A 22,543-nucleotide genomic window follows, 5' to 3' on the forward strand; every position below is an offset into this window, starting at 1 on the left:
GAAGCCTCAGTTCGCCAGTTGCTCGCCGCAGAGCGACTGGCGCAGCTTCGCCGCCACATCTTCTGAAGATAAGTTCTGCGCCAGAAGCCAGTGCAGCTTGGCAAAGGCCGCTTCCAGCGTCAGGTCAGCACCGGATATCACGCCGATACGCGACAGAGCCGCGCCGGTGGCGTAGGTATCGCTGGCCACCGCGCCGCGGCTGCACTGGGTCAGGTTCAGAATGGTCACACCCCGGGCGATGGCGGATTCCAGCGTTTCCATCAGAGCTGCGTCCGAGGTCGGCGCATTCCCTACTCCGTAGCTCTGCAAAATCACACCGCGTAAACCCGGCTGGCTCAGCACCGCCTGGATCAGCGTTGCGCTGATACCGGGGAAGACGCGAATCACCGCCACAGCGGCGGGATCAAACTCGAGAGAGCTGAACGCCGGACTTGCGGACTCCAGCATCAGATCAGTGCGTAGCGAAACCTCGATGCCCACTTCTCCCAGACGCGCCAGATTCGGTGAATCAAAAGCCGCCAAGGCGCTGGCATCAACCTTGACGCTGCGGTTACCGCGCAGCAATCGACCATTGAAGTAGATACAGACCTCGTTGATCTCGGGCCGCACCGCCAATTCCAGGGCACCCAGCAGGTTGCTGTCGGCGTCGCTTCTGCGCTCCGCCAACGGGATCTGCGAGCCGGTGAGAATCACCGGCTTGGTCAGTCCCTGCAGCATGAAGGAGAGTGCCGACGCGGTATACGCCAGAGTATCGGTACCGTGGAGCAGGATAAAACCGGCGTAGTCCTCGTACCGTTCGATAATCGGTGCGGCGATGCCAGGCCACTGCAGGGGCGAGAGCTCCGCGCTGTCGATCAGCGGATCAAGTTCAATCAGATCGAACGCCGGCAGTGTGTCCAGCCTTTCGGCAAGCCTCTGCCTGAGCAGCTGCTCAAAGCCCGCTGCGGGCGCAAGCCCCTGTTCCGTGGGCAACATACCGATAGTGCCACCGGTATGGATAATCAACACCTTGTCAGCTTGCACGCGGCCACTCCTCATCCTTCAGCGTCATTGCTCTGCGTTCAATTGGACTGCTTAGTCCTCGTCATCATCGATCTGCCAGAGCAGCTCCCCGGTGGCCAGCGCCAGCTGTCCCGGCAGGGTTTTCCGACTCAGTCCCTGCAGCAGCCCGGCGGCCTGATCATGCTGTTTCTGCCGCCACTGTGTCGGCATCATCTCCAGCAGGCGCCAGTCCCAGGCGCGACCGGTATCGGCCCGCAGCCGCTGATATTGCGAGATCAGTACCTGGCAATGCGCAGCAATATCGGGCTGGGATTCCAGCGCGACCAGCATCAGGTCCAGGGTCCGGTTCAGCTCCTGCAGCGCCGAATCATCGCCGGCAATCGCTTTCGCCAGCTGTGCTGGCCAGGCTTTGAGGCAGTCAGAAATCAGCTCAACCAGGGTTTGATCTTCCCCGCCCTTGAACGCCAGCTCAACCCGGAACGGCGACCGCTGCAGTCCAGCCAGGGCGTAGCCTCGCTGAGCCTTGCTGTCATCACGCACCTGCACCGGAATCTGACGCGCTATCTCCAGCGCCAGCTGGAACAGCGCCTCGGTAGGACCGGATTTCAGCTCAAGCTCAAGCTCCGACAGTTCCGTACTCTGCAGACCGGCGCGGATCTCGCCGCGGTCCAGCGCCATTTCCACCTGCCAGGCTTCAGCTCCTTCGCCACCGCCAAGCAGCCAGATATGACGTTCGAAATTGGTATCGAACACAGGCTCCAGCGTCGTCAGCAGCGCGTCATCGTTTAACTGCGGCGGCAGATGAGCACGAACCTTGTCCAGCTCCAGCACCGGCTCAGCCAGTTCCCACTCCCACTCGCCACGCACGCTCAAGCCGCCACGGCCGTCGCCAGCGGTTTTCAGGGTCTGGATATAGCGCTCACCGTCGCGGCGGATGCGCAGCGCGACCCGGGCGGCGGTCAGCGCATGGTCCGGGGTATCGAAATAGGTGTTATCCAGCTGTCTGCATTCGGGCTCGGCCTTGGCGTACTGCTCCAGTATCGGCAACCCCGCCACTTCTGGACCATACTCGGGCAGCAGCCCAAGCTTGAGTTCTGTTTCCGCTCCCATCATCCAACTCCACTGATTCAATCCTTCCATTTTATGGGGCAGGGCCGAAACACTCTAGGGAATCGGGCAATTTGTCCCCTGCCCGCACCAGATTCAAAGCGATTCGCGTGCGAACCTTAACTTCCGGTTTTCACGCTATTTTTTAAAATCGATCTGTGCGGTGTGACAAATTCATTGTTGTTTTATTACAAAAACGACAAATCGATACGTATACTTGCGCCAAATTACAACCGGCCAACAGGTATACATCGATGGTTAACAGCCCCCTATTTCAGATGTTCGCCCGTTCCCCCTTTCTGCCGATTCAGGAACATATCGCTAAGGCACAGGATTGCGCCGCTGAGCTGGTCCCGTTTTTTCAGGCGGTGATCAAGGAGGACTGGGCTGAAGTCGCCGAGTGTCAGCAGCGTATCACCTCGCTTGAACATGATGCCGACGATATCAAACGCAAGATCCGCCAGAACCTGCCCGGCAACCTGTTCCTGCCGGTCGCACGTACCGACCTGCTGGATCTGGTGCGTATGCAGGACAAGATCGCCAACAAGGCAAAAGATATTGCCGGGCTGATTCTTGGACGGCAGATGACCATTCCGAAAAACCTTCAGCAGGACCTGCTCAGTTTCCTGGATACGGCTCTGCAGACAACGGACCAGGCGAAAACCGCGCTGAACGAGCTCGACGAACTGGTCACCTCAGGTTTTCGCGGCCACGAAATTGATCTGGTGGAACGCCTGCTGGTGGAGCTTGACCGCCTCGAGCACGAAACCGATACGCACGAACGCAAACTGCGTAGCGCCCTGTTCGCTGTAGAGCGCGATCTGTACCCGGTTGATGTGATGTTCCTGTATCAGATCATCACCTGGATTGGCGATCTCGCCAACCGCGCTCAACAGGTAGGCAGCCGCCTGCAACTGCTACTGGCACGCTAAATCGGTAAAACGAGGATCCAATGGAAATCATCTCTCAGTACGGCGACATACTGGTCATTCTGGCCTGTGTCTTCGGCTTTTTCATGGCCTGGGGCGTGGGCGCCAATGACGTGGCCAACGCAATGGGCACCTCTGTGGGCTCAAAGTCGATCACACTCAAGCAGGCGATCATCATCGCTATCCTGTTTGAATTTGCCGGCGCCTACCTGGCGGGCGGGGCTGTCACCGCGACTATACGCAAGGGCATCATCGAACCGGGCATCTTGTCTGGTAGCCCGGAACTTCTCGTTTACGGCATGCTGGCCTCGCTGCTGGCGGCCGGTGTCTGGCTGTTGATCGCCACCCACTTCGGCTGGCCCGTATCAACGACCCACTCCATTGTCGGCGCCATCGTAGGCTTTGCCGCCGTGGGTGTTTCCGTCGACGCGGTGCACTGGGGCAAGGTAGGCACCATCGTTGCGAGCTGGGTGGTCTCGCCTGTGACGGCAGGGATAATAGGCTTCTTCCTGTTCCGAACCGTGCAGCACCTGATTCTGGATACCACCGATCCGTTCAAAAACGCCAAACGCTACGTGCCCTTCTACATCTTCCTGGTGGGCTTCATGGTCGCCATGGTGACCTTCACCAAGGGCCTGAAACATATAGGTCTGCACCTGAGCTTCGGCGAAAGCGCGGCAATCTCCGTGGTTGTTGCACTGCTGGTCATGGGCGCTGGCATCCTCATGCTGCGTAAGATTAAGCCGGATCCCAAGGCTGATGAAGAGTATCACTTCAGCAGCGTTGAGAAAGTGTTCGGCATCCTGATGCTGTTTACCGCCTGCGCCATGGCCTTTGCTCACGGCTCCAACGATGTGGCCAACGCCGTAGGTCCGCTGGCGGCCATCGTCGGCGTCGTATCGGCGGGTGGTAGCGTGGCACAGCAGTCGGCAATGCCTACCTGGATTCTGCTGCTGGGCGGCGCGGGTATCGTGGTCGGCCTGGTAATGTACGGCCACAAGGTGATCGCCACCGTCGGTACCAACATCACCGAACTGACACCGAGCCGTGGCTTTGCAGCGACGCTGGCGGCGGCCTCCACCGTGGTGTTTGCTTCCGGTACCGGCCTGCCGATCTCCACCACGCACACCCTGGTAGGCGCCGTGCTTGGCGTGGGTATCGCCCGCGGTATGGCGGCGTTGAACCTGCGTGTCGTCGGTACGATTTTCGTATCCTGGATCGTTACTCTGCCGGCCGGCGCACTGCTAGCGATCATGTTCTTCTTCATGCTCAAAGGCATGTTCTCCTGATCAAAACTGCATCAGCGGAGAGATCAAAAAAGGGGCGCAGATGCGCCCCTTTTTGCTGCTTTTTCTATAATGGACCCTGTAAGTTAAAGCCTGCACAATAAGGCTTTACCCCATACCCCAATGCGGAGTCCGACATGTCTCGCACCCCTCCTGACGCTCTGGCGATGCTGCGTGAGCTGATCGCCGCCCCCTCGATCAGTTCCACTACAGCGGAGTGGGACCAAAGCAATCTCAAGGTGATTGAGCTGCTGCACACCTGGCTCGAGGAGCTGGGCTTCAGCTGCGAGGTGATGCCGATCCCGCATCAGCCCACCAAGGCCAACCTGATCGCCACGCTCGGCACCGGGCCCGGGGGGCTGGTTCTGTCCGGCCATACCGATACCGTGCCCTGCGATCCCGAGCTCTGGAAAAGCGATCCGTTTCGCGTCGCCGAGCGCGATCAGCGCCTTTATGGCCTGGGCACCTGCGATATGAAAGGGTTTCTGGCCCTGGCAATCGAGGCCGCAAAAAGCTTTGTTGATCAGCCGCTTAAGCAACCGCTGATTATTCTCGCCACTGCCGACGAAGAGAGCGCCATGTCCGGTGCTCGCGCCCTGGTCGATGCGGGACGCCCCAAGGCCCGGGCCGCGGTGATCGGCGAGCCGACCAGCCTGAAGCCGATCAACATGCACAAGGGAATCATGATGGAAGCGGTGCGGATCGAAGGCCGTTCCGGTCATTCCTCCGATCCGTCCCTGGGTGCCAACGCGCTGGATGCAATGCATCAGGTGCTCAACGAGCTTTCCGCCTTCCGTAATGAGCTCAAGGCCAAGCATCGCAACAGCGATTTCCGCGTCGATTTTCCGACCCTGAACTTTGGCTGCATCCATGGCGGCGATAACCCCAACCGTATCTGCGGCCAATGCGAGATGGAGTTCGACCTGCGCCCGCTGCCCGGCATGTCACTGGACGGGCTGCGCAACGCCATCGGCGAACGCCTGACGCCCCTGGGTGCGCAGTTTGGTGTAGAGCTGACGACCCGCCCCCTGTTCCCCGGTATTCCGCCATTCCAGAACCCTGATAACGAGGGATTGGTGGCGCTGGCGGAAAAACTGACCGGACACCGGGCCCAGGCCGTAGCTTTCGGCACCGAAGCGCCGTTTCTGCAGCAGCTGGGGATGGATACCATCGTCATGGGCCCCGGCTCCATCGACCAGGCTCACCAACCGGATGAATACCTGGCCCTGGACCAGCTGCGGCCCACCATCGATATTCTGCAACAGCTGATAACTCGTTACTGTCTTTAACTGGTGATCTTTAACTGACGATCTCTAAGTGATTGCCTCTAAGTTATTGCTTCTAAAGGCTTCTGAACAGGTTGACCGCGTGAACGACACAACCCAAGATTTTGTAAACTGGTTTCGCCACTCATCGCCCTATATCCACGCACACCGCGGCAAAACCTTCGTTGTGATGCTCGGGGGCGAGGCGATTATCGATACCCGCCTGGCCAGCATCGTCCAGGACATCGCGCTGCTTAACAGTCTGGATGTGCGCCTGGTGCTGGTTCACGGCGCCCGCCCGCAGATCAACACGCGCATGCAGGAAGCCGGTATCGAAACCCGCCTGCATCATGATCAGCGCGTCACCGACAGCGACACCCTGCGCTGTGTTATAGAGGCCGTGGGCCGCGTGCGCATGGAGATCGAAGCGCAATTGTCGATGGGGCTGGCCAACACACCCATGCACGGCGCCCGTATCCGCGTCTGTGGCGGTAATTTTATTACAGCGCGTCCTCTCGGCGTGGTGGACGGTGTCGACATGGGTCACACCGGGGAGCTGCGCCGCGTCGACGTCAAAGGGATCAACCAGCAGCTGGATATGGATAACATCGTGCTGATCTCTAACCTGGGCTACTCTCCCACCGGCGAGGTGTTCAACCTGTCGGTGGAAGAGGTTGCCACCGGAGTCGCCACCGCACTGAAAGCCGACAAGCTGATTCTGTTCGGTGAGCAGGAGGGGATCCGCGACTCCAACGATGAACTGCGCAGCGAGCTGCTGGCCGAAACCGCACGCCGACTGGTACACAAATACTCCGCCACCATTTCCGCCGAAGATAGCTGGAGCGAGACCGCCTGCCTGCTGCAGGCCGCCGTGGATGCCTGCGACAAAGGCGTGCCGCGCTGTCACCTGGTCAGCCACTCCCAGGATGGCGCCCTGCTGCTGGAGCTGTTCACCCGCGACGGTACCGGCACCATGATCAGCAAGGAATCCTACGAGCAGGTGCGCCCGGCCAATATCGAGGATGTGGGCGGCCTGATCGAACTGATCAAGCCACTGGAAGAGAAAGGCATTCTGGTGCGACGCTCCCGCGAGTTGCTTGAGGCTGAGATCGAGCGCTTCCACCTGGTAGTCCGCGATGGCGCCATTATCGGCTGTGCGGCGCTTTATCCGTTCGCGGAAGACAGCATGGGCGAACTCGCCTGTGTGGCGATCAACAACGAATATCGCGGCGGCAATCGTGGTGATCTGCTGCTGGAGCATATCGAGGAAGAGGCCAAGCGCATCGGCCTGAAGAAGCTGTTCGTGCTGACCACGCGCACAGCGCACTGGTTCCTGGAGCGCGGTTTCCGCGCCGCACCGCTGGATGAATTGCCGGGCCAGCGCAAGGAGCTGTACAACTTCCAGCGCAACTCCAAGGTCTTCATCAAGCCACTGAAGGACTGATCCGCGGTTTAAACTGCCGGCGCTCAGGCCTGGATTACGAGCTCAATCCAGCGTCGGCAGTTGAATCAGGAAGGCCGCCCCCGGGGGCTCGACGCTGTCACGTATCTCCAGCGCGCCACCGTAGCTGCTGAGAATATCCACCGCCACGGAAAGACCTATCCCCTGCCCAGGCGCGGAAGAATCGAGGCGGGCGCCGCGCTCAAGAATCACCTGGCGCATATCCTTGCTGACACCCGGACCATCGTCGGCGACCTCTATCCACACCAGCCCCTGACCGGCTCCGCCACGCACCCGCACCTGCCGCCGTCCGTATTTGAAGGCGTTCTCCAGCACATTGCCGAGCAACTCCATCAGATCATGCTCATCGCCCGCGAAGCTGAGCCCCGGCGCCAGTTCAATGCTGACCTCGATCGCCTTGTCCACGTAGACCTTGCCCAGTGCAGACAGAATACGCCGCACCACCGGCTCCACCGCCACCGGCGCAGCCAGAGGCGCACCGGGGGATTTAACCGCGCGGGAGAGCTGGTACTGCACGATCTGGTTCATGCGGGCGGTCTGCTCACTGACCAGCTGGCGGTAACGCTCGCTATCCATCTGCTCATCGGCGGCGCCACTCATCACCGCCAACGGCGTTTTCAGACTGTGCGCCAGATCACCCAGGGTATTGCGATAACGCTCGCGCTGACGGCGCTCACTCTCGATCAGCCGGTTCAGGTTATCGGTCACCGCCTGTACCTCCAGCGGGTATTTACCCTTCAGCTTATCCGCCTGCCCCTGTTCAATGGAGCTGAGGTCCTCCGCCAGGCTGTCCAGCGGTTTCAGGCCCCAGCGCATAATCATGTACTGCATCAGCAGCGCCAGGATATAAACACCGCCGAGCCAGCCCCAGAGCTGGGTGGCAAAGGCCTGAATCTCCCGATCCACGCTGTCATCGGTATGCAGGATCGACATCAGGAAGTGACGTTCACCACCCTCGCCTTCCCAGACCACCGGATACTGGAACAGGAACAAGCCATCCTCAGGCAGATGCTGGAACAGGGTCTGGCCCGGCTCCAGGTTAGGCCTGGGCAGCCGATTCATCAGATCCTCCGGCAACAGCTCCGCCGAGGGAGAGCGCCAGAGCAGCTCTCCTCCACGGGAGTGCACGGTGGCATAGAGGCCAGACTGAACCTGGCTGAAACGCGGTTCCTGCACACTGTTGGGCAGCCAGAGCCTGCCATCGCGAAGCTGCGCTTCGCCAAGCAGCAGATAGACATGCAGACGCGCCTGGCTGGCTTCTGAGGCTTTCAGGCTGTTATGAAAGGCCCGCTGCAGCGCCGCCCCGGCAAATACCGTGACGATCGGCAGCAGCACGACCGAAGCCCAGAACAGGCGCGCCTTGAGCGAGCGGGGCAGTAATGAGGAGAGCGTCATCCAGCGTTATCGGAAGCCTGCAGAACGAAGCGATAACCGAGGCCGCGAACGGTCTCGATCGGTTGCAGGGTCTGGTCCGGGTCCAGCTTCTGGCGCAGGCGGCGGATAAACACCTCAAGCACGTTGGAATCGCGGTCAAAGTCCTGATGGTAAAGGTGCTCGGTCAGCTCCGCCTTGGAGATGGTCTTGCCGGCATTAACCACCAGATATTCCAGGGTACGGTATTCGTAGCTGGTCAGCTTGACCGCCTCGCCGTTGAGCGTCACGGTGCGCGCTGTGGTATCCAGCGTCAGCGGCCCGAACACCATTTTCGGGCTCGCGTGACCGGCGGCGCGGCGCAGCAGCGCATTCAGGCGCGCTACCAGCTCTTCAACATGAAACGGCTTGACCAGGTAATCGTCGGCGCCGGCTTCGAGCCCCTCCACCTTGTCCTGCCAGCCACCGCGGGCGGTCAGAATCAGTACCGGGAAGTTACGCTCCTCGCTGCGCCAGCGGCGCACCACCTCAATACCGGAGAGCTTGGGCAGCCCAATATCGACCACGGCCAGGTCATAGGGGTATTCGCGCCCGAGATAGAGCGCTTCCTCACCATCTTCCGCTTCCTCGATGGTAAAGCCACGCTCGGTAAGCCCGGTTTTCAGTTGCCGACGCAGATCCGGATCATCTTCAACGATCAGCAGCTTCATGACGACAGCCTCCTTCAGGGGTTAAGGATCTCGCCGGAGGTCGCATCCACCAGCACATCGCGCACCCGGCCGTTATTCACCAGGCGGATCTGAAACAGGCGCTGCCCCGACCGTGTTACCTCTTCAGCCTTGACCACCTCGCCGCCGAATGCTTGACGGGCGATCTCTACGGCACGTTTCAGATCAACGCTGTTCTGCGCCAGCACCGAAGCAGCCTGGGCTGCTCCGGCTTGCAAGGGCACGACTAACATCAGGGAGAAAGCCAGCATCAGCACCTTTCCTGCTGCTTTTGCCGACCGCCTCAGTCGCGAACCAGGTTCAACTTCCCTTCGCATAACCTTAATTGATCCTTATATAACGTCCCGGATGTTCTCGGGTTCTTGTGGTATAGATCCGGTCGCGATAACGATAGCGCACAAGGTAGGCAACCGGTTTCTGATGATACTTCAGTTTACGGGGTTCGATACACTCCCGCCCCCTGTGACTGGAGCCCTGACGAACCAGGATATCGCCACCGGCAACGCCGGCCAGAGCTCCCGCAACCGCGCCCAGCGCGCTGTTGTCATGCTCGCGACCGATCAAACCACCCACAGCGGCACCCGCCAGGGCTCCCGCGATACGCGCCCGGTCCCTATCACCGGTATCAACCCGGTGATCGCGGCAGTCCTCATAGTAACGATCAGAGTGGCGGCCATGCCCCCAGATCGGTTTGACATCAAGTACCTGGCCACGATGGCGCTTGCGGTCCTTGCGGTCGTAGCGCTCATACAGTCGCGGGTATTCATCGTGCGAATTAAAACGCCCGTGTTTGTCGTAGTGGGGCCGGCCGTTAAATCCCTGGTAGGGATCATAGGGACCGGCCAGGGCCTGCCCGGTCAGCGCGACTGACAGCGCCAACCCCAGCGATAATGAAAAACTCTTCAGGTTCATGCTTACCTCCCGGGGATCTCCCCTCTGGTCAGTAATGGTGGGATATCCCGATCAACAGGGCTTTGCCAGTCTAATGGGACCTTCCCCACGGGAGGGGTTCCCTGCCCAGGTGAACGCCCTCTTCATAGCAGCCATTTTCACGCCGGGCAGATGAATCGCGCATGAACCCGCAACGGGGTTTCAGTTTTTTTGCAGTAACTCCTCAATCTCCTCGAGCGGCAGGTCAAAGGCGGCGGCAACCCCCTCGCAATAGAGCCGGCCGGCATGAACATTTAGCCCCGGCGCGAAGCCCGGCACCGATGCCAGTGCCGCCTGCCAGCCTTTATTCGCCAGCGCTTCCACGTAAGGTAACGTGGCATTGGTCAGTGACTGGGTGGCGGTACGAGCAACCGCACCCGGCATATTGGCCACGCAATAGTGGACAATCCCGTCGACCATAAAAGTCGGCTCCGCATGGGTCGTCGGATGACTGGTCTCAAAGCAACCGCCCTGATCTATCGCCACATCCACCAGCACCGCACCCGGCGGCATCAGCGCCAGCATCTCACGGGTAACCAGCTTCGGCGCCTTGGCGCCGGGCACCAGCACGGCACCGATCACCAGATCGGACTCCGCCAGCTTCTGGCGGATATTCTCGCCACTGGAATAGAGCGTTTTTACCTGTCCGTTAAACTGCTCATCGAGCTCACGCAGCCGTGGCAGAGACTTATCCACAACCCAGACCTCCGCGCCCATGCCGTGCGCAATGCGCGCCGCCTGGCCACCAACGACGCCACCACCGATCACCAGTACCTTGCCGGGCGACACACCGGGTACGCCCGACAGGAGCACGCCGCGTCCGCCCTGCTCACGCTCCAGGCAGTGGGCACCGGCCTGTACCGACATGCGCCCGGCCACCTCGCTCATTGGCGCCAGCAGAGGCAGGCCTCCATGCAGGTCTTCTACGGTCTCGTAAGCGATGGCGGTGCAGCCACTGGCCAACAATGCATCGGTCTGCGGCCTGTCTGCCGCCAGATGCAGGTAGGTAAACAGAACCTGACCTTCACTGAGCCAGGCACACTCATGCAGCTGCGGTTCCTTAACCTTGACCACCATCTGCGCTTCACGGAAAACGGCTTCCGCGTCCTCAACAATGGCCGCCCCGGCATCGATATAGTGCTGATCGCTGTAGCCGATGGCGCTGCCCGCGTCCCTCTCGACCCGCACTTCATGCCCCTGTGCGACCAGTTCACGTACCCCCATCGGCGTCAGGCCCACCCGATATTCATGAACCTTTATCTCTTTGGGAACGCCAATACGCATATAGACCTCCCGCCTTTTTCAGGCTTACTGGGTAAATTCTCTCGACAACGGCAGTGTAGACGGTCATTTTCGATTTTCACCTTTGCCGATTCCCTTCCCTCCTACCTGATGAGAAGAAAGTCAGTTTCTGCTATAATTTGCGCCTCAAAAAACTCTACCCAGTTATCGAGGGTTCCGCAGATGCCAGAGTACCGTTCCAAGACGTCCACAGCGGGTCGCAACATGGCAGGCGCCCGTGCCCTGTGGCGCGCAACCGGCATGAAAGATGAAGACTTCCACAAGCCGATCATCGCCGTTGCCAACTCCTTCACCCAGTTTGTACCGGGCCACGTCCACCTCAAGGACATGGGCCAGTTGGTCGCTCGCCAGATCGAAGCTGCCGGCGGTGTTGCCAAGGAGTTCAACACCATCGCGGTGGATGACGGTATCGCCATGGGTCACGACGGCATGCTCTACTCGCTGCCGAGCCGCGACATCATCGCCGACTCTGTCGAGTACATGGTTAACGCGCACTGCGCCGATGCCCTGGTCTGCATCTCCAACTGCGACAAGATCACCCCGGGGATGCTGATGGCCGCCATGCGCCTGAACATCCCGGTTATCTTTGTCTCCGGCGGTCCGATGGAAGCCGGCAAGACCAAGCTGGCCGATCACAAGCTGGACCTGGTAGACGCCATGGTGCTGGCGGCCGACCCGAACGCTTCCGACGAAGAAGTCGAAGCGGTTGAGCGCTCCGCCTGTCCGACCTGCGGTTCCTGCTCCGGCATGTTCACCGCCAACTCCATGAACTGCCTGACCGAAGCCCTGGGCCTGTCCCTGCCGGGTAACGGCACCATGCTGGCCACCCACGCTGACCGCGAACAGCTGTTCCAGCGTGCCGGTAGAACCATCGTCGAGCTGGCGAAGAAATACTACGAAGGTGGCGACGAGCGCATTCTGCCGCGTGCCGTCGGTATCGAGGCGTTTGAAAACGCGATGACGCTGGATATCGCCATGGGCGGTTCCACCAACACCATCCTGCACCTGCTGGCGATCGCCCAGGAAGCGGAGATCGACTTCACCATGAAGGATATCGATCGCCTCTCCCGCGTGGTTCCGCAGCTGTGCAAGGTCGCGCCAAACACCCAGAAATACCATATCGAAGATGTACACCGCGCCGGTGGCATCATGGCGATCCTCGGTGAGCTGGACCGTGCCGGCAAGCTGCACACCGATGTTCCGACCGTTCACTCCGCCACCCTCGGCGATGCACTGAACGAGTGGGATATCATGCGCAACCCGACGCCGGAAGTGGTCGAGTTCTACAAGGCAGGTCCTGCCGGCATCCCGACCCAGCAGGCGTTCAGCCAGGCGACCCGCTGGCCGACCCTGGATGGCGACCGCGAGAACGGCTGCATCCGCTCCCTGGAAAATGCCTTCTCCCTGGAAGGTGGTCTAGCCGTGCTGTACGGCAACATCGCGCTGAATGGCTGCGTGGTTAAGTCCGCCGGTGTCGACGAGTCGATCCTGGTGTTCGAAGGCCCGGCTCACGTGACCGAGTCCCAGGACGAAGCCGTTGCCAACATCCTTGGCGACAAGGTCAAGGCTGGTGATGTGGTCATCGTCCGCTACGAAGGCCCGAAAGGCGGCCCGGGTATGCAGGAGATGCTGTACCCGACCTCCTACATCAAGTCCAAGGGCCTGGGCAAAGCCTGTGCGCTGCTGACCGATGGCCGCTTCTCCGGCGGTACCTCCGGCCTGTCCATCGGCCACGCCTCTCCGGAAGCGGCTGCCGGCGGCGCTATCGGCCTGGTACAGAATGGCGACCGTATCCGCATCGACATCCCGAACCGCACCATCGACGTGCTGGTGTCCGATGAGGAGCTGGCCAAGCGCCGTGCCGAGCAGGATGCCAAGGGCTGGAAACCGGCTGCAGAGCGTCCGCGTAAGGTTTCCGCAGCACTCAAGGCCTACGCCAAGCTGGTCACCTCCGCCGATACCGGCGCGGTGCGCGACCTGGAACAGCTCGACTGATCAGCCAGCTGAATATCAGGCACAAAAAAAGAGCGGCTTCGGCCGCTCTTTTTTGTTTCTTCAATTCGCTTGAATCATCCTTCGTCCTGCCTTGCATTCCGCTCATCATTCAGACCTGACCAACGGTAACAGCGACCACCGCCGCGTTTAACGCCGGTATCGGTAACGCCGGGAAACTCGCCCTTGCGTACCGCGTTGAGAAAGGCGTGACCCAGTTTTACCCGGTCACCGATCCACAGCTGCTCCCAGCCGGGACCATAAATTTCGGGGAAATGAAATTCTCCGGCATCACGGACGTGCAGCCGGTTTTGCAGTTTTTTGCGCAAGGACTCATCCATAAAACCTCCGCATAAAAGATCCGCATCGACCGCAAGGTGAGACCTACATCAGCTCCGTTACCGCCAGCCAGATCAGGCGCAGCGCCAGCAGCGTCACCAGCGTCTTGAAGATAAGACTGAAGCGCTCGGGCGGGATTTTCTTCAGCAGGTTCAAACCGATCCAGGTGCCCAGTGCGCCACTGGCGATCATCAGCAGTGACAGCCCCAGCCAATCGATAAAGCTGAAGCCGATAAAGCTGAATACCGCGGCCTTGAGCATATGCTGCACCGAGAGACAGGTGGCAAAGGTGCCCACGGTGCGGAAACGGTCAAAACTGTTGCGGTGGATAAAAGCCCCCACCATCGGACCGGTAGCGCCGACGAAGACGGTGAGCACCGTGGTCAGGGCACCCATCAGCATAAAACTGGCTTTGGAAAGCTCATGTTTGCTGAGCTTGGGGCCCCAGACCAGCCAGAGGATAAACAGACCGATACAGAGCTGGATCGTCACCAGCGGCAGTTGAACCACCACCATCGACGCCAGAATGGCGCCCGGAATCGCGCCCGCTGTAAACAGCCCAGCCATACGCCAGTCGATATGTTTGCGCATCATCAGCGCGCGGTTGGCGTTGGAGCCTAACTGCACCAGCCCATGCACGGGGATCAGCGCGGTAAGGGGTACCATCTGCCCCATCACTGCGAGTAGAAGCAGGCCGCCGCCAATACCCATGGCGGCGGTCAACATTGAGGTGAAACCAGCGGTAACGATCAGCAGCAGCGCTTCGGCAAGGGCAAGATCCGGTGGTAACAATCCGCTCACGCGGACTCCTGCATCGCCTGCATCACCTGGGTCGCCCAGCTCATGCTGTGACGGTAAGCGACCTCATAGAACTGGCGGTCCAACAGCTTGCGCAGATGCTCGAACTCGCCACGCTCGTAGTGCTCAACTTCCTGCAGGATCTCGCCGTAGCTGCCCTCACGGCTGATCAGCGCATCCTTGATATCCTGGCGCAACGGCACCTGGTCCATCAGCTCCTTCATGTCGATATCGAGCATCACATCAAGCTGGGACAGCAGGCCTACGATAAAGTGGTTGATCGGCTCTTCGCGCCCGGCCATCTCGGCCAGCAGCTCGCACATACGGCCACGCTGCAGCATGTTGCGGGTCAGATCATCCGGCTTGTCTTCATCGTTATTAGCGAGAAACAGCATCACCCAGCGGCGGATCTGCTCCATGCCCAGCAGCGCGATGGCGTGAGAGAGTGAGGTAATTTCTTTGCGCAGGTTGAACGCAGCCGAGTTCACAACGCGCAGGATACGATAGGTCAGCGCCGGATCGTTCAGAGCGATCTCTTCCACCGACTCCGCCGTGGCGCTGGGGCGCTGAAGCTCGGTCAGCAGCTGAATCAGCAGCACCTTGTTGCCGGACAGTTTCTTGCCGCGCACCGGCTCAGGCTTGCTGAGGAAGTAACCCATGTATTTCTCGAAGCCCATCTCCAGGCAGATACGGAACTCTTCCTGGGTTTCCACCTTGTCGGCCAGCAGTTCGAGCTGGAAGGGCTTCAGTTTCTGCGCCAGGGTCTGAACATTCTTCAGCCCCAGCTTCTGGATATCCAGTTTCAGCACATGGACGATATTGAGCACGGCGCCAAAGCGGGGATCGCGGGGATCATAGTCGGCCAGCGCCAGGCGATAGCCATCGTTGGCGAGGCTTTTGATGCGTTCAATAAAGGCCGGCGTGAACTTGGAGTGGCCCAGGATCTCGATCACGAAAGCGTGGCGGGGCAGCTCGGGCATATCATTGTCGAGCAGGAAACTGTCGGTCACCTTCAGAAAACAGGGCAGATTCTGTACCTGGCCCCCCTGGCTGATACTCGAGTAGGTACCCAGCAAAACCCCCAGGGTCGCGTCCTTGTCTTTCAGACCTTCGATGAAATTGCCATCCGGATCGCGGAAAAGCAGCTCGAAGGCGGCAACATCCTGGCTTTTGGTGTAGATCGGCTGTCGCGCCATCAGCACGGACAGTTTTTCCGCACCCTCGATCTCCTTGCTCGTGCCCACTGATTCACCCCTTAGTATCACTGGCAATAGGATTTGAGGAAGACCCCTAGTATACCCAAGCTTACGGGCTTGTCTTCCATGCCGAATACGAATCTATGTGAACAGCTAATAGCATGATCTTCATAGTTCAGCCCGCAAAATCAGGGCTGAGCACGCAGTCCATGCTTGAGCACGACAATCACCGAGTAAACCAGCTGATCAGCCCGTTCGCTCAGGGAAAAACAGTCCGGGCGCTGCAACCAGCTCATGATCATTCCTTCGAGCATCACTTTCATCATCATGGAGCCGGCATCGGTGTCCAGTTCGGCGGGCAACTGCCCCTTCGCCTTGGCGTTTTCCAGGGAGCGCACTCGACGTTGATGCAGGGTTTCCTGGAACGCCTCCATCGGCTCGGGGATCTCCCGCGGGGTCTTCATGGTGGTTTCCTGGATGCAGATGATGATCATGCGGCGGAACTCTTCATCACGCTCCACACTGACAAGTACCAGCTTCAGCAGGTCGACCAGTTTACCCAGGGGGTCGCTTTCATCTTCCGATTCGGTCGCCATCCCCAGCACATTGACCGGCGCGGAATAGCGCTCCCAGATCGCATTAAACAGATCCCACTTGTTCTTGAAATGCCAATAGATGGCACCCCGTGTCACGCCCGCGGCTTTCGCTACTTCGGTGAGACTGGTGTTTGAAATCCCCTGATCGGAGAAAAGCTCTAGGGCCTTGAGCATTATGTGAAGGCGCGTGGCTTCCGCCTCTTCTTTTGTTCTTCGCACTTTTTGATCACTTAACGTTTTTTTACTGTGCCAACAGTTTACATACAAACGTGGATGTATGTAAAATCCTAATCTTAAGTGATCCATGTCAGTATATGTTGCTGATCCCCCCTTTTCTCAGATCGCGAACTACCGGCTTTTTCTAACGAGGACATCATGGAAAGAACTTTCAATTCATCTCGTCGCTGGCCTCTGGTTGTCGTCAGCAGCCTGCTGATCGCCCTCGCCGGCTGCCAGGATTCCAGCGAACAACAGGCAGGCGCCGAGCAGCCTCCCGCTCAGGTTGACGTGGTCACCCTGAACGAACAGCCGGTAGATATTAAAGACACCTATGCGGCCAGGGTTTCCGCCTTCCGCACCGCCGAGATCCGTCCTCAGGTAGAAGGTATTATCCTCAAGCGCACCTTTGAAGAAGGTAGTGAAGTTCAAGCCGGCGACCTGCTGTACCAGATCGACCCAGCCGTCTATGAAGCGGAACTGGCCAGCGCCAAGGCACAGCTGGCAGTGGCTCAGGCCAACGCCCAGAGCAGCAAACTGCTGGCAGAGCGTTATGGTCAGCTGGTACAGAGCTCTGCCGTCAGCCGTCAGGAAGCCGATGACGCCGCCGCAGCCTGGAAACAGGCACAGGCACAGATCCAGTCAGCCCAGGCTGCTGTAAAAAGCGCTCAGATCAACCTGGATTACACCGAGATCACCGCGCCGATCTCCGGCATCATCAGCCGCTCCAACATCACCGAAGGTGCGCTGGTATCCGTGGGCCAGAGCCAGGCGCTGGCCACCATACGCCAGTACTCGCCGGCCTACGTAGATATCCGCCAGCCAGCGACCACCGCGCTGAAAATGAAACGTGACAGTAACGACCGAAGCGTACACCTGACACTGGAAGACGGTACCACTCTGGAAGAGGTCGGCACGCTGAAGTTCTCCGAGCGCAGCGTCGATGAAGGCACCGGCACGGTCAACGTACGTGCGGTCTTCGAAAACAGCGACGGCCTGCTGCTGCCGGGCATGTTCGTGCGCGCTACCGTTGTGCTGAGCCACCGCGACAGCGCACTGCTGGCACCTCAGGAAGGCGTGATTCGCCAGCCGAACGGCTCTGTAATCGCCATGGTCGTCAACTCCGACAACGTCGTGGAGTCTCGCCCAATCGAAGTTGAAGCCGCCATCGGCTCCAACTGGCTGGTCAAATCCGGACTTGAGGCGGGTGAAAGCATCATTGTCGCCGGGCTGCAGAAAATTCAGCCGGGTGCATCCGTGGTTCCCCAGGAGCGTGGTAAACCCGCAGCTCAGAATGGCGAAGGTCAGTAAGGAGCTTTTGATTCATGGCCAGATTTTTCATTAACAGACCGATCTTCGCCTGGGTCATCGCCATCGTCGTTATGCTGGCGGGCGCCCTGTCGATCATCGAGCTGCCGGTTCAGCAATACCCGACGATAGCACCGCCGGAAGTTCGTATCTCTGCGAGCTACCCGGGTGCCTCGGCCGAAACCCTTGAAGAGAGCGTTACCCAGGTCATTGAGCAGAACATGACCGGGCTGGATAACCTGCTGTACATGTCCTCCAACAGCAGCAACTCCGGCAGCGCCACCATCTCACTGACCTTTGCACCGGGTACCGACCCGGATATTGCCCAGGTACAGACGCAGAACAAACTGGCGCTGGCAGAAACTCTGCTGCCGGAAGCAGTGCAGGCACAGGGTGTCTCTGTCACCAAATCCAGCACTTCCTTCCTGATGGTGGTGGGGCTCTACTCGCCCGATGGTTCCTACAGCAAGGCTGACCTGTCTGACTTTGCCGAAAGCACCCTGAAAGATCCGCTATCCCGTACTTCCGGCGTCGGTGAGATTCGAGTCTTCGGTGCCCAGTACGCAATGCGTATATGGCTGAACCCGGACAAGCTGACCTCTTTCGGCCTGACCCCGCCGGATGTAACCGCAGCCATCAGTGCGCAGAACGCACAGATCACTGCCGGCCAGCTCGGTGGCTTGCCTGCCGTTTCCGACCAGCAGCTCAACGCACCGATCATCGCCCAAACCCGTCTGGAAGACGTAAACCAGTTCAAGGACATCCTGCTCAAGGTGGAACAGGATGGCTCCCAGGTTAAGCTGGGCGACGTAGCCCGCGTGGAACTGGGCGCTGAAAGCTACGCGGTCGACAGCCGTTACAAGGGGCTTCCGGCCACCGGTATCGCGATTCAGCTGGCCACCGGCGCCAACGCGCTGGATACCGCAGAAGCGGTACGCGCCACCGTTGATGAGCTGAAAGCCTTCGTGCCCGAGGGCATTGAGGTTATCTACCCGTACGACACCACACCATTCGTAGAGATCTCCATCGAAGAGGTGGTTCACACCCTGTTCGAAGCGATTCTGCTGGTCTTCCTGGTCATGTACCTGTTCCTGGGTAACTTCCGGGCAACATTGATCCCGACCATCGCCGTACCGGTGGTACTGCTCGGGACCTTCGGTGTTATGGCTGCCTTCGGTTACAGCATCAACACCCTGACCATGTTCGGCCTGGTACTGGCGATCGGTCTACTGGTGGATGACGCCATCGTTGTGGTGGAAAACGTCGAGCGTGTCATGGAGGAGGAAGGGCTTCCGCCGAAAGAAGCGACTCGCCGATCGATGGATCAGATCACCAGCGCACTGATCGGTATCGCCCTGGTACTGTCGGCGGTATTTATTCCGATGGCCTTCTTCAGCGGCTCCACCGGCGCGATCTATCGTCAGTTCTCACTGACCATCGTATCCGCCATGGCGCTGTCTGTACTGACCGCGTTGATCCTGACGCCAGCGCTCTGCGCCACCATTCTCAAGCCACCCAAAGAGGGCCATGGCCAGAAGGGATTCTTCGGCGCGTTCAACCGTTTATTCAACCGCTCCAACGATAAATACGGCCAGGGTGTACGTAAAACGATCAATGCGCCGAAGCGCGTAATGATGGTGTTCGTCGCCATGCTGGTGGGCCTGGGTTACCTGTACACCAAGCTGCCCAGTTCCTTCCTGCCGGAAGAGGACCAGGGTCTGTTCCTGACGCTGGTGCAGCTGCCTTCAGGCGCCACCCAGGAGCGTACCATCGAGGTAATGAAGCAGATCGAGGCGTACCTGGAAACGGAAGAAAATGCGCAGGAGTATTTCACCGTATCCGGCTTCAGCTTCGCCGGTCAGGGTCAGAACATGGGCCTTGCCTTCATCAACCTGAAGCCCTGGGATGAGCGTACCGACCCAAGCCAGTCCGCTCAGGCGATCATTGGCCGCGCCTTCGGTGCCTTCAGCCAGATCAAGGATGCGCAGATCTTCCCGATCAACCTGCCGCCAATTCCTGAGCTGGGTACTGCATCCGGTTTCGACATGATGCTGGTAGACCGAAACAACCTGGGCCATGACGCACTGCTGCAGGCACGTAACCAGATGCTGGGTATGGCTGCCGAGGATCCGCGCCTGACCGCGGTACGCCCGAACGGCATGGAAGATGTACCAACCTTCCATATCGATATCGACTACCAGAAGGTGGAAGCACTGGGTCTGAGCATCGCTGATGTAAACAGCACGCTGAGCACCGCCTGGGCCTCCAACTACGTCAACGACTTCGTCGACCGCGGTCGTATCAAGAAGGTCTACGTACAGGCTGATGCGCCTTACCGCATGCTGCCGGACGATCTGAACGACTGGTACGTGCGCAACGATCAGGGTGAGATGGTGCCGTTCTCGGCGTTCGCCTCCTCGTCCTGGGATTACGCACCGTCTCGCCTGGAGCGTTATAACGGTGTGCCGTCCATGAATATCCAGGGCCAGGCTGCACCGGGTTACAGTACCGGTGATGCGATGCTGGCGATGGAAGAGATGCTGCCGAATCTGCCTGCGGGCCTCGGTATCGAATGGACCGGCATGTCCTACCAGGAACGTCAGGCCGGCAACCAGGCGCCAGCGCTCTACGCTCTGTCGATCCTGATCGTGTTCCTCTGCCTGGCGGCGCTGTATGAAAGCTGGTCCGTACCCTTCGCGGTCATGCTGGTAGTGCCCCTGGGTGTACTCGGCGCGCTGGTTGCAGCCACGCTGCGCGGACTGGACAACGACGTGTACTTCCAGGTTGGTCTGCTGACGACCATCGGTCTGTCGGCTAAGAACGCGATATTGATCGTCGAGTTCGCCAAGTCGATGTACGATCAGGGCATGGACCTTACCAAGGCAACCCTGGAAGCCGCCCGCATGCGTCTGCGCCCGATCCTGATGACCTCACTGGCGTTTATCCTCGGTGTGACACCGCTGGCGATCAGCTCCGGTGCTGGTGCCCAGAGCCGTCACGCCATCGGTACCGGGGTTATCGGTGGTATGCTCGCAGCCACCTTCCTGGCCATATTCTTCGTACCGCTGTTCTACATTCTTGTAATGAAGCTGACGGGTGCCAAGCGGGCAAACCATGCCGAGGAGCAAACCGCAGAATGATGACGATGAAACCCTTACCTTTGATACTGGCCGCCGCCCTGCTGGGCGGCTGCTCCCTGGCCCCGGATTACCTGCGCCCCGAAGCGCAGAGCGTTAACGAGTGGCAGAACGCCGATCAGTCGGACCAGATCTCATCCGCCGAGACCGGCTGGCGTGACCTGTTTGCCGACCCTGCCATGCAGCAGGTGGTGACACTGGCACTGGAAAGCAACCAGGACCTGCAGATCGCGCTGCTGAACGTGGAGCGTTACCAGGCTCAGTACCGTATTCAGCGCTCTGATCTGTTCCCGTCGATCTCGGCAGATGGCGGCGGTACGCGACAGCGTATTCCGACCACCTACTCCGGTGCCGGAGAATCAAGCATCTCCAGCCAGTACAGCGCCACCGTGGGGCTGACCTCTTACGAGCTGGACCTGTTTGGCCGCGTGCGCAGCCTCAAGCAGCAGGCGCTGGAAGAGTTCCTCGCCCAGCAGCAGACCCAGCTCAGCACTCAGCTGACCCTGGTCGCCAACGTCGCCAACGCCTACCTGAACCTGGTGGCGGATAACGACCAGCTGAAGCTGGCCATGGAGACCCGCGATATCGAGGCCGATAACCTGGATCTGGTCGAGAAACGCTACAACCTGGGCGTCGCTTCCGAGCTGGAGCTTTCCCAGGCGCGCGCCTCCTACGAGGATGCGGAAGTCCGCCTGGCCCAGTACCAGCGCCTAACCAAGCTGGACCGCAATGCACTGACCCTGCTGGTCGGCGCACCGCTGCCGCAGGGCTGGACTCCTACCGAGTCTCTGCAGGCTGTGGCCATCGGTGAAGTCCAGGCGGGCCTGACCTCTGACCTGATCAACCGCCGCCCGGATATCCTCGCAGCGGAATATCAGCTGCGTGGCGCCAACGCCAATATAGGTGCCGCCAAGGCCGCGTTCTTCCCCAGCATTAGCCTGACGGCCAATGCGGGCACCATGAGCAGCGACCTGGATAACCTGTTCGATCACGGCAGCGACACTTGGCTGTTCGCCCCGAGCATCAGCCTGCCGATCTTCAATGCCGGACGCCTGAGCGCCCAGCTGGATACCTCCGAGATCGATCGCGATATCGCCCTGGCCCAGTACCAGCAGAGCATCCAGACCGCCTTCACCGAGGTGTCCGATGCCATCGCCGAGCGTGACGGTTATGCCCAGCAACTGGAAAGCCAGCAGCGTGCCGAAGAAGCCTACCAGCGCTACTTCGAAATCGCCGAACAGCGTTATCGCAACGGCGTCGACAGCATGCTGACCCGCCTGGATGCCCAGCGGAACCTGGTCTCCAGCCAGCAGGCCAGCATCACCGCCCGTCTGTCACTGCTGCAGTCCCGTGTCGACCTTTACCGCGCCCTGGGCGGCGGCTGGAAGGAACACACCGAGACGGCTGAGGCTCCGGCTGAAGCCGAAGCTGCGCAATAACGCTCAACCGAGCATGGCCGCCCTCAGCTTCAGGCTGGGAGCGGCTTCCTCCCCTCCCATCTCCGCTCTATCCCCACCCTGTTTTAGCCTCGCAGACTCCCAGCCTGCCTCCCTCCGATCGCTCGTAATATCACCGCTGC

The 22,543-nt window shown here is 59.8% G+C and carries 19 protein-coding genes; 8 read left to right on the forward strand and 11 right to left on the reverse strand.

Going from position 1 to position 22,543, the window contains the following annotated elements; all coding sequences use genetic code 11:
* Nucleotides 1-6: 6 nt before the first annotated feature.
* Together ansA and C4S72_RS21345 are read right to left on the reverse strand one after the other, a co-directional pair.
* Entirely contained in the window at nucleotides 7-1,023 is a 1,017-nt protein-coding gene (ansA, locus tag C4S72_RS21340) for an asparaginase (protein WP_235009227.1), read from the reverse strand.
* A 51-nt stretch (nucleotides 1,024-1,074) separates the two neighbouring features.
* A complete protein-coding gene (locus C4S72_RS21345; protein WP_160115563.1) occupies nucleotides 1,075-2,112 on the reverse strand; it encodes a CYTH domain-containing protein in 1,038 nt (345 codons plus the stop codon).
* Nucleotides 2,113-2,363: 251 nt separating this feature from the next.
* Here C4S72_RS21345 and C4S72_RS21350 point away from each other — a divergent pair, with 251 nt between their 5' ends.
* From C4S72_RS21350 to argA, 4 genes are all read left to right on the forward strand, one after another.
* The gene (locus C4S72_RS21350) at nucleotides 2,364-3,041 is read left to right on the forward strand and encodes a TIGR00153 family protein (protein ID WP_104005208.1); all 678 of its coding nucleotides are present in this window, start codon (nucleotides 2,364-2,366) and stop codon (nucleotides 3,039-3,041) included.
* Nucleotides 3,042-3,061: 20 nt separating this feature from the next.
* A complete protein-coding gene (locus C4S72_RS21355) occupies nucleotides 3,062-4,327 on the forward strand; it encodes an inorganic phosphate transporter (RefSeq protein WP_104005209.1) in 1,266 nt (421 codons plus the stop codon).
* A gap of 134 nt (nucleotides 4,328-4,461) precedes the next feature.
* The gene (gene argE, locus C4S72_RS21360; protein ID WP_104005210.1) at nucleotides 4,462-5,613 is read left to right on the forward strand and encodes an acetylornithine deacetylase; all 1,152 of its coding nucleotides are present in this window, start codon (nucleotides 4,462-4,464) and stop codon (nucleotides 5,611-5,613) included.
* A gap of 79 nt (nucleotides 5,614-5,692) precedes the next feature.
* Nucleotides 5,693-7,033: an amino-acid N-acetyltransferase gene (argA, locus tag C4S72_RS21365; RefSeq protein WP_104005211.1), complete on the forward strand. Its 1,341-nt coding sequence runs from the start codon at nucleotides 5,693-5,695 to the stop codon at nucleotides 7,031-7,033.
* Between the two features lie 42 nt (nucleotides 7,034-7,075).
* Here argA and C4S72_RS21370 read toward each other — a convergent pair whose 3' ends face one another.
* The 5 genes from C4S72_RS21370 to ald all read right to left on the reverse strand — a co-directional run bounded on the left by C4S72_RS21370 (nucleotide 7,076) and on the right by ald (nucleotide 11,364).
* A complete protein-coding gene (locus C4S72_RS21370; protein WP_104005212.1) occupies nucleotides 7,076-8,446 on the reverse strand; it encodes an ATP-binding protein in 1,371 nt (456 codons plus the stop codon).
* The gene (locus C4S72_RS21375; RefSeq protein WP_104005213.1) at nucleotides 8,443-9,132 is read right to left on the reverse strand and encodes a response regulator transcription factor; all 690 of its coding nucleotides are present in this window, start codon (nucleotides 9,130-9,132) and stop codon (nucleotides 8,443-8,445) included. The genes C4S72_RS21370 and C4S72_RS21375 overlap by 4 nt, the downstream gene beginning before the upstream one ends.
* Before the next feature lie 14 nt (nucleotides 9,133-9,146).
* Nucleotides 9,147-9,401 carry a PepSY domain-containing protein gene (locus tag C4S72_RS21380; RefSeq protein ID WP_160115564.1) on the reverse strand — a complete coding sequence of 85 codons (255 nt, stop codon included), beginning with the start codon at nucleotides 9,399-9,401 and terminating at the stop codon, nucleotides 9,147-9,149.
* A 70-nt stretch (nucleotides 9,402-9,471) separates the two neighbouring features.
* Nucleotides 9,472-10,062 (reverse strand): hypothetical protein, encoded by a 591-nt coding sequence (locus tag C4S72_RS21385; protein WP_104005215.1) that lies wholly within the window; start codon nucleotides 10,060-10,062, stop codon nucleotides 9,472-9,474.
* Nucleotides 10,063-10,242: 180 nt separating this feature from the next.
* The gene (ald, locus tag C4S72_RS21390) at nucleotides 10,243-11,364 is read right to left on the reverse strand and encodes an alanine dehydrogenase (protein WP_104005216.1); all 1,122 of its coding nucleotides are present in this window, start codon (nucleotides 11,362-11,364) and stop codon (nucleotides 10,243-10,245) included.
* Nucleotides 11,365-11,544: 180 nt separating this feature from the next.
* Here ald and ilvD point away from each other — a divergent pair, with 180 nt between their 5' ends.
* Nucleotides 11,545-13,377, forward strand: coding sequence for a dihydroxy-acid dehydratase (gene ilvD, locus C4S72_RS21395; RefSeq protein WP_104005217.1), 1,833 nt, complete (start codon nucleotides 11,545-11,547; stop codon nucleotides 13,375-13,377).
* A gap of 74 nt (nucleotides 13,378-13,451) precedes the next feature.
* Here ilvD and C4S72_RS21400 read toward each other — a convergent pair whose 3' ends face one another.
* From C4S72_RS21400 to C4S72_RS26080, 4 genes are all read right to left on the reverse strand, one after another.
* Nucleotides 13,452-13,715 (reverse strand): DUF1413 domain-containing protein, encoded by a 264-nt coding sequence (locus C4S72_RS21400; protein WP_104005218.1) that lies wholly within the window; start codon nucleotides 13,713-13,715, stop codon nucleotides 13,452-13,454.
* Between the two features lie 43 nt (nucleotides 13,716-13,758).
* Nucleotides 13,759-14,514: a sulfite exporter TauE/SafE family protein gene (locus C4S72_RS21405; RefSeq protein ID WP_235009228.1), complete on the reverse strand. Its 756-nt coding sequence runs from the start codon at nucleotides 14,512-14,514 to the stop codon at nucleotides 13,759-13,761.
* Nucleotides 14,511-15,755, reverse strand: coding sequence for an EAL and HDOD domain-containing protein (locus C4S72_RS21410; protein ID WP_235009229.1), 1,245 nt, complete (start codon nucleotides 15,753-15,755; stop codon nucleotides 14,511-14,513). Before C4S72_RS21410 ends, C4S72_RS21405 begins: the two co-directional genes overlap by 4 nt.
* 140 nt (nucleotides 15,756-15,895) lie before the next feature.
* The gene (locus C4S72_RS26080) at nucleotides 15,896-16,522 is read right to left on the reverse strand and encodes a TetR family transcriptional regulator (protein ID WP_327332984.1); all 627 of its coding nucleotides are present in this window, start codon (nucleotides 16,520-16,522) and stop codon (nucleotides 15,896-15,898) included.
* 156 nt (nucleotides 16,523-16,678) lie between these two features.
* Between C4S72_RS26080 and C4S72_RS21420 the strand changes: the two genes are divergently transcribed.
* The 3 genes from C4S72_RS21420 to C4S72_RS21430 are packed head-to-tail and all read left to right on the forward strand — an operon-like array spanning nucleotide 16,679 to nucleotide 22,403.
* On the forward strand, nucleotides 16,679-17,830 hold the full coding sequence (locus tag C4S72_RS21420; RefSeq protein ID WP_104005220.1) for an efflux RND transporter periplasmic adaptor subunit: 1,152 nt from the start codon (nucleotides 16,679-16,681) through the stop codon (nucleotides 17,828-17,830).
* 14 nt (nucleotides 17,831-17,844) lie between these two features.
* Nucleotides 17,845-20,967 (forward strand): efflux RND transporter permease subunit, encoded by a 3,123-nt coding sequence (locus tag C4S72_RS21425; protein WP_104005221.1) that lies wholly within the window; start codon nucleotides 17,845-17,847, stop codon nucleotides 20,965-20,967.
* Nucleotides 20,964-22,403, forward strand: coding sequence for an efflux transporter outer membrane subunit (locus tag C4S72_RS21430; protein ID WP_327332985.1), 1,440 nt, complete (start codon nucleotides 20,964-20,966; stop codon nucleotides 22,401-22,403). The genes C4S72_RS21425 and C4S72_RS21430 overlap by 4 nt, the downstream gene beginning before the upstream one ends.
* Nucleotides 22,404-22,543 lie beyond the last annotated feature (140 nt).

This window comes from Marinobacterium lutimaris (assembly GCF_900108065.1).
Classification (GTDB): Bacteria; Pseudomonadota; Gammaproteobacteria; order Pseudomonadales; family Balneatricaceae; genus Marinobacterium_D; species Marinobacterium_D lutimaris.